The organism is Paenibacillus sp. J2TS4 (assembly GCF_018403245.1).
In the GTDB taxonomy this organism is placed as follows: Bacteria; Bacillota; Bacilli; order Paenibacillales; family NBRC-103111; genus Paenibacillus_L.
In genome coordinates, this window is sequence record NZ_BOSH01000001.1 from 900,429 (window position 1) to 913,143 (window position 12,715).

Annotated in this window: 11 protein-coding genes; 6 read left to right on the forward strand and 5 right to left on the reverse strand. The window is 48.1% G+C overall.

The window, feature by feature from the left end; all coding sequences use genetic code 11:
- Window positions 1–256: 256 nt before the first annotated feature.
- Window positions 257–991, reverse strand: a complete 735-nt coding sequence (locus KJS69_RS03910) for an endonuclease/exonuclease/phosphatase family protein (protein WP_213581669.1) — start codon at window positions 989–991, stop codon at window positions 257–259.
- 208 nt (window positions 992–1,199) lie between these two features.
- Complete coding sequence (locus tag KJS69_RS03915; protein ID WP_213581670.1) at window positions 1,200–2,552, reverse strand: ArsB/NhaD family transporter; 1,353 nt, start codon at window positions 2,550–2,552, stop codon at window positions 1,200–1,202.
- Window positions 2,553–2,987: 435 nt separating this feature from the next.
- On the opposite strand from KJS69_RS03915, the gene KJS69_RS03920 reads away from it, so the two are divergent.
- The 5 genes from KJS69_RS03920 to KJS69_RS03940 all read left to right on the forward strand — a co-directional run bounded on the left by KJS69_RS03920 (window position 2,988) and on the right by KJS69_RS03940 (window position 8,620).
- Entirely contained in the window at window positions 2,988–4,418 is a 1,431-nt protein-coding gene (locus tag KJS69_RS03920; protein WP_213581671.1) for an MBOAT family O-acyltransferase, read from the forward strand.
- Between the two features lie 10 nt (window positions 4,419–4,428).
- Entirely contained in the window at window positions 4,429–5,487 is a 1,059-nt protein-coding gene (locus KJS69_RS03925) for a hypothetical protein (RefSeq protein WP_213581672.1), read from the forward strand.
- A 123-nt stretch (window positions 5,488–5,610) separates the two neighbouring features.
- Window positions 5,611–6,486 (forward strand): polysaccharide deacetylase family protein, encoded by an 876-nt coding sequence (locus KJS69_RS03930; protein ID WP_213581673.1) that lies wholly within the window; start codon window positions 5,611–5,613, stop codon window positions 6,484–6,486.
- Between the two features lie 68 nt (window positions 6,487–6,554).
- The gene (locus KJS69_RS03935; protein ID WP_213581674.1) at window positions 6,555–7,118 is read left to right on the forward strand and encodes an RNA polymerase sigma factor; all 564 of its coding nucleotides are present in this window, start codon (window positions 6,555–6,557) and stop codon (window positions 7,116–7,118) included.
- The gene (locus KJS69_RS03940; protein WP_213581676.1) at window positions 7,112–8,620 is read left to right on the forward strand and encodes a DUF4179 domain-containing protein; all 1,509 of its coding nucleotides are present in this window, start codon (window positions 7,112–7,114) and stop codon (window positions 8,618–8,620) included. The genes KJS69_RS03935 and KJS69_RS03940 overlap by 7 nt, the downstream gene beginning before the upstream one ends.
- A 436-nt stretch (window positions 8,621–9,056) precedes the next feature.
- Here KJS69_RS03940 and ytaF read toward each other — a convergent pair whose 3' ends face one another.
- From ytaF to KJS69_RS03955, 3 genes are all read right to left on the reverse strand, one after another.
- On the reverse strand, window positions 9,057–9,656 hold the full coding sequence (ytaF, locus tag KJS69_RS03945) for a sporulation membrane protein YtaF (RefSeq protein WP_213581678.1): 600 nt from the start codon (window positions 9,654–9,656) through the stop codon (window positions 9,057–9,059).
- Between the two features lie 48 nt (window positions 9,657–9,704).
- On the reverse strand, window positions 9,705–9,842 hold the full coding sequence (locus KJS69_RS03950; RefSeq protein ID WP_213581686.1) for a hypothetical protein: 138 nt from the start codon (window positions 9,840–9,842) through the stop codon (window positions 9,705–9,707).
- A 407-nt stretch (window positions 9,843–10,249) separates the two neighbouring features.
- Window positions 10,250–11,092 carry a helix-turn-helix transcriptional regulator gene (locus tag KJS69_RS03955; protein ID WP_213581688.1) on the reverse strand — a complete coding sequence of 281 codons (843 nt, stop codon included), beginning with the start codon at window positions 11,090–11,092 and terminating at the stop codon, window positions 10,250–10,252.
- Window positions 11,093–11,210: 118 nt separating this feature from the next.
- Here KJS69_RS03955 and fabF point away from each other — a divergent pair, with 118 nt between their 5' ends.
- A complete protein-coding gene (gene fabF / locus KJS69_RS03960) occupies window positions 11,211–12,458 on the forward strand; it encodes a beta-ketoacyl-ACP synthase II (protein ID WP_213581690.1) in 1,248 nt (415 codons plus the stop codon).
- Window positions 12,459–12,715 lie beyond the last annotated feature (257 nt).

Sequence of the window (12,715 nt, forward strand, 5' to 3'; positions counted from 1 at the left end):
GGATATCTAATTGGAGTAAAATTTTGCGGATATCGATCGTCTTCAATTTTCCCACCTCCAATATTTTTTCTGATCTCATATATCTCATTCCATTATAGAGAGGGCAAATCCGCTCTTATATTGCTTGCACTCGCTATTATAAACTACATGCAGATAAAAAAACCTCCCCCAAATAGGGGAGGAAGGGGGTGAATTTAACAAAAATTTCCGTTTTATTACATGGAAAGTCGTCTGTTTTAATGTCGGTGCTGCTGTGTTATTTAAATTTTATAGTTGCCTGGACAGGCAGATGATCTGAGGCGACAGGCATCAGATGGACGACTTCTGCTGAGGTCACGTGCAGATGATCGCTGATAAAGATGTAGTCTAGTTGTACTTTGGGCCGGAACGAAGGGAAAGTCAGGCAAGGAGTCGTACAAGCCGTATGGCAAACATCTGTAAGCCTCGCTGTTAAACTTCTCCATACCTTGGATTGAGGTCTTGTATTGAAATCCCCTAATAAGATCAGAGGCTGTTCTACATTCGCTAGTTGATTGAAAATGAAGCTTACCTGCTTCATTTGGATATAAGGAGTCAGGCTGAGATGAGTAACGTACAGATTCAGTGGTTGTCCTTCAATAAGCAGACCTACCTCCAGCAAAGCCCGATCCTCCAAATTAATGGGCGATACGGCAAAAACGTAGTTTCTATGCTCTGTAATAGGGAAGCGGGAAAGAACGGCGTTCCCGTATTGCCGGGGGATGAAGTTAGTTCTTCTTGAAGGTTTTCTGGTTATTCCCGAACCAAAAACCCGGTTCATCCCCAATCGCTCCGATAACCAGCTTACCTGATCTATATAGCCGCTTCTGCCTGCAAAATGCTTGTCTACTTCATTAAGCGCAATGACATCCGCATTGCATGCCTCAATGACCTGGGCAATCCGTTCCAAATTCACTTTCCCGTCCGTTCCTCGGCCATGATGAATATTAAACGTGAGTACTTTTATTTCCATAGTGTTCTCCGTATTATTCTGCAATTTACTCTTCGTATTATTTCCAAATAATTGGAATTTATGATCGGAACGGCTAGTATTTTATTCGGACGGTAGAAATTTTACTTAAAGATCTACTTCCTAAGCTAGTTTAGCATAACCGGCTATCTATATCCCATAATCATTCAACCTCAGCCAGCTTCAATATTGAAGTTCTCGAAAGCCCTTGTCAGAAAATCCATATGACCCAATAAGCAAGAACGACCAAAGTGAACACCACTGTAATCGGGATGACGGCATAAGTGACCTTCAAGTAATCTCCCCAGCTTATTTTTACTTTATTTCTCTTAAGAATGTGCATCCACATCAGCGTAGCAAGCGTTCCGATAGGCAGGAGCAGGGAGCCCATGTCGCTGCCAATGACGCTGGCCAAGTATGAAATTTTAAGCGTAAGAGGATCCAGGTCCATATTGGTCAAGGCAAGCGTTCCGACCATTAAAGCCGGATGGTTGTTGAACAGATTGGACAGAACTGACAGCAGGCCTCCCATAAGGACACTGGCATGCAGCAGGCTTCCGGAGACGATCGGCTGCAGGAACTGGATAAGCATGTCGGTCAAGCCAATATTATTCAGACCGTATATAATTACATACATACTGAAGGCGAAGACGAGGATGTTCCAAGGTGTTTTTTTGATCATATCCTCGGGTGTAATCTTGAGATAATACCAGCGCCAGCCAAGCAATAAGGCCGAACCAATGACAGCCGCTAACGGAACGGGGAAATGAAAGTATGAAGCTACAAATAAACTAATTCTAACTGCAAAGACAAAGATTAAAATATTACGCATGAATCGGGTCCGATTTTCACTGGAAATGAGCGGCTGCTTGTCTTTTAATGGGTGGTTGCCTGAGGCATGGGAGAAATTCCAGTATCCCGGCGTCGGTCCGGGAAGCTCACGCGGCAAGACGCGATAGAAGGTGAGAAAAAGCAGAGTCGTTAGCAGGAGAAGCCCGAGTGTTGCCGGGACGAACATCATCGCTGTATGCATGTACAGGTCCATGTCTACTATTTTTAAAGCTATCAGGTTAACGATATTGCTTACTCCTATAGGGGCGCTCGAGGCTGTGGCAATTAATGCTCCAGAGATTAGATAAGGTATTTTTTGCTGGTTTTTCAGCCCCAGGTAGTGGAGTAACAAGAGTAGGATCGGTGTTGTAATCAAGATACTCCCATCGTTGTTGACGAATAAGGTCATAAGAAAGCATAACAGATTCGTGTACCAGAACAGGCGGATCCCGGATCCTTTAGCTTTGATGGCTAAATTTTCCGCAGCCCAATGGAAAAATCCGAAGCTTTCCAGAACAATGGCCATGACGATTGTCGCCATAATAGTGACGGCGGCCCCGCCTATCGTTTCTGTAATTATTCCCAGGTCTGCCAAAGTCACGCTGCCGCTAAGCAAAACAATGATCGCACCAACGGTTGCCGGGATCGCCTCATTCACATGGGGACGCCAGAAAATAAAGGCTATCGTGAATAAAAAGGAAATGATCGTAAGGGGCACCATTAAATCATTCATCTGTTTAACCTCATTTCTGCTTGATATATTCAGAGGCTCCCTTTTTTGTCACCATCTAGTTTCTTCATTTCCTATGAATAAGAGTACGAATCTACCCTAGTATTTTCCCTCCTCTATACTTGTCTGTAATAAGCATTTGCTGTATTTATACGCGTGCGGCGGACCGTTCGAACTAAACGCTTTTCTCAATTTCTATTATTTTCAACTAGTAGCTTTCCCCGGTATTTGTCTCTCCCGGATAGCTATCATTTATCGAAATCTATCAATAAGCATGACAATTAATCTACGAGATTTTAGCTGAGGCGGTTAATGGAATGAACCTGTCCCCTCTCAGGCTCGCCTATAGTAGGAAGGTCGACGGTTGTTGACTTTTTCAAGCCGAATATCTATTTCGGCACTGTGGCGGCAAAATGAAGGTTAGAGAGGACTTCTTCCGTGATTTTTTCATCCTACAGCTTTATTTTTGTTTTTCTTCCCGTAACTTTGTTTGTTTACCGGCTGCTGGTCATTTGGAGAAGGTATTCCTCCGCCAAGTTATGGCTGGTGGCAGCGTCCCTGTACTTTTATGCCCAGGGCAGCTCCGAGTTCGTGCTATGGTTTGTGGCGGCCATTCTGTTCAACTATGCACTGGGTGGCAGGATTCGAAGGCTGGACGGATCGGACAAGAAGTCGCGTCGGTCCAAGCGGATTCTGTTGGCTGTCGGGCTGGCTCAAAATCTTGCGTTATTGGGCTATTATAAATACACCAACTTTTTTATAGAAAACCTTAACGCGCTCACCGGCCAATCGCTCACCTTGAAGTCCATAGTTCTGCCGTTGGGAATTTCCTTCTTCACGTTTCAACTGATTGCTTATCTGGTGGACTGTTATAGGGGCAGAGTGGAGGAGCATTCGGTCATCGATTATTTGGTATTTATTACTTTCTTCCCGCAATTGATCGTCGGGCCTATCGTTCATCACGGAGATATTATTCCCCAACTGAATCAGCACAGGCAGGCGTTCTTTAACAAAGCCGACGTTATGCTGGGCCTGTATCTGTTCTCTATCGGCTGCGCCAAGAAGCTGGTGCTGGCCGATCCGCTAACCGCCTATGCGGAAGCCTTCCTGGCCGATCTGCCGGGAGCGGATCCGCTGACGGGGTGGACGGCGGTTGTCAGCTATACTCTGTCGTATTATTTCGATTTATCGGGCTACGCGGATATGGCTATCGGCTTGGGCTGGTTATTCGGAATCCGGCTGCCGCACAACTTTGACTCGCCCTATAAAGCGAGAAATTTCCGGGAGTATTGGCAGAAATGGCATATGACGCTTTCCAGGTTTCTTGGCGACTACATCTTCCGCAGCATCTACCGGAAAGGGGCCGGAAGCGGAAGATTCTATTCGGCCGTGCTTGTGACTTTCCTGGTTTCGGGGATATGGCATGGAGCCGGCTGGCACTTTGTCCTTTGGGGACTCATCAACGGCATCTTCGTTTGCGCGGCCCATTATATGACCCGGAATAAGCTGCGCCTTCCTTTTCTGCTGGCATGGGCCATGACCTTCGCGGGGATTGTGGGGACGAGAATTTTGTTCGTTTCGTCAGGAGCTGCACAGAGCGTGGAGGTGTTCCGCAAGCTGTTTAATATTCAGGAAGTCTTGGATGCTGCGGATTGGGGAATGCGTCTGGCTTCTTTTATCGCCTTTAACTTGTATCCTATCCTTCTGCTGATTATATCTCTGGGCATCGCATTGTTTGTCAAAAATACGAGAGAAATGACGGAAAACTTCGTCCCGAGCCGTAAGCATGCGATTTGGGCGGCTTTTCTGCTTGTGCTCGCTTTGTTCCATATGACAGAAGTATCCGATTTTCTATATTTTCAATTTTGAGGTGGGTATCATGACATTCCGCAAGTGGGCAGTTATCTTCGGCGGCGCCATGCTGGCGACCGCCGTCTTGCTCGGTCTCTTCAATTATGTTGTGGACCCGTTCGGCGTGTTCGGAGACAAGCTGCTGAAATGGCATTCCTATAATATGGTCAATAATCCCCGCCTCGCTAAGATTGCTTACCTGGATCAGTATCATGAGCGTTATGATTCTTATGTCATCGGGGGCTCGAAGTCCAGCTCGCTGGACCCGGCACTGCTGAATCAATATTACGGCGATGCGAAATTTTACAGCATGCTGATGTACGGAGGGGATTTCCATGACTATGAGAAAACTCTCTATTATCTCGCGGAGCATTATGAAGTCAAGAATATCGTTCTTCATATGAGCTTGCAGGAGATCAACCACTATAACGTCAATTCCGAGACCTTTGATCCGAAGAAGAACTTGCATGCCAAAGTATCCGGACAATCGCCCGCCGGTTTTTATTTCCGTTATTTAACGCTTCACCCGAAATACAGCTTTTCCAAGCTGGAGGGCTTGGCCAGAAGGGCGGTAGATCCGGACGAGTTTACTCAGATCAAGCCTGAGGACGGAGTTTATAACAAAGTGAAGCGGGATGCGGAAGAGCTGGGGAGCATCGAAGACTTCCTGGCCAATCATCCCGATTATGCCGTTCCTGTAGGGAGGCTTGACGCCTCCGCCATGCATCAGAACGTGGAGACGTTAAGACGGATGAAGGAATACTGCGAGGCAAAAGGGATCAGCTTCACCTTCGTGGCCGGTGCCACATCCAATATGGAGTTGGAAAGCTATTCTTTGAAGGATTTAAAAAAGTACTGGGCCGAACTCGCTGAAGTAACGGACTTCTGGGATTTTTCGGGCTATACGCCGATCAGCTCCGACCCCAGAAATTTCTATGACTCCATGCATTACAGAAACAGCGTCGGCCGGATGATGTTGGCTTATATGTTCCAAGACGATACGATCTATGTTCCGGCGCAGTTTGGACATTACACGACGAAGGAAAATGTGAAGGAGCACAGCGAGAGGATTTTTACGAAGCCGTGATGGGTTTTCATATGAGCAGGGGAGCGGGATGCGCCTAATTCCAACTAGAGCTTTGAACCGGAAGAGGATGCTGTTCGCCTATAGGTTATCCAAAATACAGTCAGAGACCTATAGGGGGACAGTATGCGAAGAATAATTATCCTGATATTGACTTTAGTCTTACTATCGGTGACAGCCTGTGCGAGCAGGCCGGAGACCATGCAGCAAGCCGGCCCGATTTGGTATGAAAACAAGGCCATCGTCTTGCTGTACCATGATGTTGTCGATTCCAGAGAGGGGGGAGCGGCAGACGAAGTCTCAACGATTAGTTCGGATCAGTTTGAGGCTCATTTGCTGGCCTTGAAAGACAACGGGTATCGGATTATTCCAATGGAGGATTACATCCAATTCGTCCTGCATCAGAAACCGATCCCCGCCAATTCTGTCGTCATTACTTTCGACGATGGGTACGAGAACTTCTATACTCAGGCCTATCCCATTCTGAAAAAACACGGTGTGACGGCGAGCAATTTTATTATCGGAATTTATTCGGACACTTATTATCCGGATGCGGAGCCTCATCTGACCTGGGAGCAGATGAAGGAGCTGAAACAGAACACAATGGGGATTTATAGCCATACCTATAACCTGCATCGTATGGCAAATAGGGGAAAAGACCAGACGGGACCGGCGTTAACCCATAAACTGTTCCTGGAACAGAAACAGAGATTGGAAACGGAAGAAGAGCTCAAGCGGAGGGTCAAGAGTGATCTGGAGTTTATGAACCGGCGGATAGCCGATGAGCTTGGGGAACAGACTCCGCTGTTAGCTTTTCCCTATGGCGAATATACCGATTTGACGGTAGAATTAGCCGAGGAGGCCGGGATTCCAATCTTTTTTACGACCCGGGAGGGGATTAATTCCTCCACGGATAAGCTCGTGTACCGAATTAATGCGGGGGAGCCTTTTATAACCGCCGAAGCTTTAATTCAAATTTTAAAAAAATATAGTAAACCATGAAAAATGAATGAACCGATCTTTCGTTTGGTTCGCCTATATAGAGCAGGTCTAATTGGAAGGTGAAGCAAATGGATAATATAGAGAGCTTGGTAAGGCAATGCCGCGATGGAGATAAAGAAGCCTTCTTCAAGCTGGTAGAGCCGCTGCTGGGGCGTGCCTACCGGACGGCGTCCGCTATTTTGCGATCCAGCCATTTGGCGGAGGACGCGATGCAAAATGCCCTTATGGAAGCTTATCAGGCCATCATGAATGAGAAGAAGATAAGAAATTTTACAAGCTGGTTCAATCATTTGGCGGCATGCCGTTCTCTGGATCTGGCCAGACAAAGGTCCAGGCTGGCTAACCGCTCAGGAGATATCGATGAGGTCCAGATTCCCGATGAGCAGGCTTCTCCTATAGAAGAGGTCCTGCAAAAGGAGTTGGGGTCCGAGCTGTGGGATTCTATCATGTCATTGGATATTCATCACCGCTCGGTCATTGTTTTGTACTATTACCAGGAGCTGTCCATAGACGAAATAGCGGATGCCCTGGGCATAAAAAAAGGGACTGTCAAATCACGGCTGCATAACGCCAGACTGAAGCTGAGCCGCCTGGCCACACCATTAAATCCCAAGCAGGTGATCGGATGTTAGACAGGAAGGAAGAACAGCGATTTAAGCAAAATTTGCAGAATTCATTAGATGAAGTTCCGGTTCCTGACTCTCTCCTACAATTTGCCAAAGATGTTCCCATGAAGTACGAGCAGAGCAGCAAGGAATGGGCTCCGCGGGCACATCGGGTCAGAAGAAGAAGGGCGCTTCCCAAAGTAGCCGCCGTCTGTGCGGTATTGGCAATTACCTCATTGGGAGCCATGCACGCTTCGCCGACCTTTGCCGAATGGATCAAAGACATCCCCGGATTTTCCATTGCAGCGAAATGGCTGGACCTCATCCCCGGAGAGGATGGAGTCCGGAATGCGAAAGCCCATCATTACAGCCCGTTTGAACCGGTCGTGAAGCAGTTCGACGATATGACCGTCAGTATTAGCGACGTGTACTTAAGCAATGACAAGCTTACCTATAAAGTGTTTATCAAGTCGGATAATCTTAAGGAACACTCGTTCGCCAGAGAGGACGGCACTTTTGCTGCGGATATCAATGCATTTTCTTATATCGTCAGCGCACCCGATCTTTCTGACCAGAGCAGAGGAGGCGGCGTGGTAATTCCGTCCGACGATGAGGCGAAGGAGCCGACGCAGATTATTTTCAATACGATAGATTTGAAGCCGGAGGACGTTAAGAAGTTTCTGGACCGGAAGCCGGAGGAGCTTGCTTTTCACATCGGTATTTTTAAAACAGATCCGGTCGACTATTCTTCCAATTTGATTGATACATTGGAGGTGAAGGTTCCTTTTAGACACACGGACTGGCTGGAGGACGAGATCATTCCGCTGAATCGACCGGTCGCTGTGAACGGCGATCCGGATATAAAGGAGCTTATGCTGGAACGGATCAAGATTACGCCCACCGATATGTATCTCGATGTGAAGATTCCGGACTACTCGAATTATTACTTGACATTTGGCCGGGCCGAACCGTATCTGACCGATGATCAAGGAGGCATTTATCCGCTGAACTATGCCAGCCCGCACGATATTCCAAGATATAGGCGGGGAGGGGACGGGAACCTGCTCGTCTTCACATCCTCACCGTATTTCGACGAGTCGGTCACGAGCCTTACCCTTCATTTGAATGGACTCCTGCTGACCGAAAGGGAGCCAGGCGGCAAGTTTACGATTTCTCCGAACGATTCCTTCCCGAAGGAGGTCTCTTTTAAGGGTAAAACATTGACCATAACGGATGCCTATTATGAAGACGTCTATTTGCATTTGAAAATTAAGAAGGAGCAGTCCGGCAGCAATGAGTTAGGCATTCAGTTTAGCGCATCAGGAGAAGCAAAATGGGATGATCCCGAATTAAAAAAATGGCGGGCCAGCGGCAACCCGACCGATGCGGGATATGCTAGAGAGCTGGATGACGACTTCTTCGAAGCGCTCGTCTTTGCTCCCAAGCAAGACGTCTATGAAATTGAAATGATCCGGTCCGGTGATTATATTCCGCTAAACCTGGAGCTTCCGATCGATTTGTCCAGATAAAGATAAGGGAAGATATGAAAAATACATTAAAAAAGCAGGCTTTCGCTTATTGGCGGAAGCCTGCTTTTTTTTTCACCACATAAGACTTCCATGTCGCGAATGCAGCACACTTTCTACCATTCGCTTGAATTTTTCTGCATAAAATACAGCTATATTAGTTGAACTAATGATTGAATAGGTCATGAAGTGGAGAAAGAAAGATGCTTCCAGGGCGAGTTTTGGCTTTGTATTCCTACCATCCGAAGGCCCATCCATATAGAAGGAATACAAAACAAGATGTTTGAAGCTTCGGAGGCACTTTCCTTCGGAACGGAATGACAGCTATTCTTTAGTTCAACATATATAGATCGTCGGTAATAGAAATCACGTGGATGGTACGGGTATGGCACGAGCGAGAGGGCGGCTAGCCCAGTTAGTCCAGTTAGCCGAAGCCTCCTTAGTCTACAAATGCGGTGAATGCCACTAACAGCAGCAAAAATCCGCTGATGAGGGTTCCGAACTGCCCAATCGTAAACCGGCCGATGCGAACGTGAGTCAGCCTAACGCCAAAAGCGACTCCGGCCCAAACCGTCACGAAGCTGCCCACCGCGGCCAGTATCGATATTAGAAGCGGAGAGAAGCCGAGCAGGCCTGCGCCGACTCCATTGGTCAAGGCATTGGCGGAAAGGGCAACACCGAGCACTATGGATTCAATAAAGCCGATGCTTTGGGAAGGGGCGCTAGCGGCACGGCCTTCCGCCTCCGCTTTGTTCTTGGACGCTTGATCCTTACGCGGGACGGCCAATAGCATGATCCGGATTCCAATAATGACTAATATGAAGGAACCGAGGACAACGGGAAGAATCCCGGGCAGGATTTGAGAAATCCACAGACCGAAATAAATACCGCATACGCTAAAGAGAAAACAAATGACCGCAATCAGCAGGTTAGAAAGCAGGCTGATCCGGATATTGCGTATGCCGTAAGACAGACCGACTCCCAAATTATCAATGCTTGACGAAAAAGTTAAGGCCGCGATGATAAGCCATGATGTCATTTTCAAAACTCCTTTAGATTTATTTATTATCATCTTATGAGAATGTGCTCAAAAATCATCTTGTCTCAACAAAATTGTTGCGATTTTTATCGAATTTGTTGATTTTGCCTCAACACTTACCTCAGATCCAGCTTGCATAGCCCATTCGCCGATCAGTTGGAAGCCGACTTTCTCACGAAAGCTCATACGACCGCCTGCTCCTATTCCCCCTAATTCGATCCCGCTGTAGCTCTACTCCGCACACTACTACCGCGTTCTTTTGACCTCTATCCCATTAGATCAGGAAGATTAATTGGCTGAACACTTTCTGATTCAAAGGGATAACTATAGAAAGGCGATGGGAAGGGAACGACAAGGAACTCATACAAGTCGATGTAATTTGCAAGTGAAATCCGGTGAAAGCTGACGCGGATCATCATCCATTCCCTTCCATTCCTTATTTTACGGATCATGTTGAGATTTAAGCAACACTTTGTTGCCAAATCATGCACACTTTGTCAACAGTTGAATACACTGGAGCAACCGAACACTTAGGGGGAGGTGTAATAGCCTTTATTTTGCTATGCAGCTGCTGATGAATCCACATAACGGTCTTATTGATTCTCCATCAACCGCTTCAGCTTATATTCGGTAGGAGATTCCGGAGCCGGAGTATAGATGCTGCAGCGCAAATCGGCGCTGCCCTGGACCTGCAAGGATGTGAGGTGGAACAGCATTTTTCCCGCTTTGGCATGGCGAAATTCGAGCACGACCTCCGGAGCGGAGCTCACCTCGCTTTGTCTCCATAAACCGTCGAAATCGGGATGGGCTTCCCTCATTTCCTCCAGAAATTGATCGTACCATTCATCCTCCACGTACTGACCGTAGTAGGCGCGGAATATAGCCAGAAATCCTCTGACAAAATGCTCCCAATTGACAGCCAGTCTCCTGAACTCTTTCCTGGCGAACAATAAACGAATCATGTTGCGCTCTTCGGGCGGGATTTGCTCAAAATCCAGAAAGACATGAGAGGCAGCCGGATTCCAACCGACAATTTGGCAGCGGCGGTCTGAAATGATCGTTGGACAGCATCGCAGCTCCTGCAAAATTCGAGCTAAAGACGCACTGATCTGAGGCGGCTCGTCCTTCAAGAGAATGGAGGCTCTTGGCCCGGCATCCAGAGCCAGTGCATACAAATATTTGCGTTCATCTACCGTCATTTGCAAGGCGGCGGCTACGCAATCCAGAACCGATGTCGATACTTTAATGTCGCGCCCCTGCTCCAGCCAGGTATACCAGGTTGTACTCACTCCGGCCAGCTGAGCGACCTCCTCTCTTCTTAACCCGGGGGTTCTTCGCCGGCTCCCTGCCGGAAATCCTACGGTTTCCGGTAAAATTTTTGCACGTTGGTTTTTTAAAAAAGCGGAGAGTGCTTGAAGTCTCGTTGGTTGATTCATCCTCCGGCCTCCCTTCTTGTCTAATTATAGTAGTTATTATACTAGGATAACCTATAACTTGTAATAGGATAACGGCTATGGAAAAATATTAGTAAACCAACGATAGAGGAGGAGTTCGATGGAAAGAGTCGTCATTACCGGAATGGGGATCATTTCGCCGCTTGGCAATGATGTGGATACGTTTTGGTCTCGTCTTGTTCGGGGAGAATCGGGGATTAGCGTTATTGATACTTTTGATACAACAGGGCACAAAGTTAAAATTGCCGGGTTAGTCAAAGATTTTGATGCGGATGCGCGGTTTGGCCGCAGGGAAGCGCGCCGGCTGGATCGCTTCTGCCAATATGCGCTGGCTGCTGCCGAGCAGGCTTGGGACGATGCCGCGCTTTCCCTGGAGCAGCTGGATCCGGAGCGGCTGGGGGTATATGTCGGTTCGGGAATTGGCGGCCTCCAGACCTTGGTGGAGCAGGAAGCGCTATTGCTGGCCCGGGGCCCTGAACGGATAAGTCCAACGCTGGTACCTATGATGATATCCAACATGGCGGCGGCGCAGATCAGCATCAAGTATGGGGCATTGGGACCGGCTTTATCTCCCGTAACCGCTTGTTCCATTGGCAATACAGCGATCGGTGAAGCCTTTCGGCTGATCCGCAGCGGAGGAGCGGATGTCATCATCGCCGGGGGCATAGAGGCCGCGGTCACGGAAATCTCATTAGCGAGCTTTGCCAATGCGACGGCCTTGTCCCGGCGGAATGACGAACCGGCCCGGGCCAGCCGTCCGTTCGATGCCGGGCGCGACGGATTTGTGATCGCCGAAGGGGCGGGGGTGCTCGTCCTCGAATCTCTGGAGCATGCTTTACGCCGGGAGGCCCGCATCTATGCCGAGGTTATCGGGTATGGAGCCAGCTCGGACGCCTACCATATCGTAGCCCCCGATCCGACGGGCGGCGGCGCATATCGTGCCATGAAATGGGCCATTCAGGATGCTGGTGTACAGCCGGAGGAAGTAGATGTGATCAGTGCACACGCCACCAGTACGGAAGTGGGGGACAAAGCGGAAACTTTGGCTATCAAAAAACTGCTGGACGAGCACGCCTCCCATGTTCCGGTGACGGCTAATAAATCGATGCTGGGTCATATGCTGGGAGCGGCTGGCGGCGCGGCGGCGGTAGCCCTTGTGAAGAGTCTGCAGGAGGGAATCATTCCGCCTACCATTAACCAGGAGTCGAGAGACCCTGATTGCGATCTGGATTATGTCCCCAACAAGGCCCGCCAGGCCGATCTGACCATCGGATTATCCAATTCCTTCGGATTCGGCGGGCATAATGCGGTCATCGTGCTGAAAGCTTATAAGGAGTTGTATAAATAGATTTCGATTTAGCCCATGGGATAGTAATGGGATATCCCGCTGTTGGCGGTGTTCATACAGGCAAATCACCGGACTTCTAACCTGGAAGTCCGGTGATTTATTGAACGCTGCAATTCAGAAAGTATCGCCTTGATTTGGCAAATAACGTGTCAAAGTATCAATAATCGTTGATTTGTCATATTTCTTTGAAAGCGTTTCGAATGTAATATGAAGTAAGCGATAGAAGATAAAGGAAGAAAGCTATTAATTATGCTTAT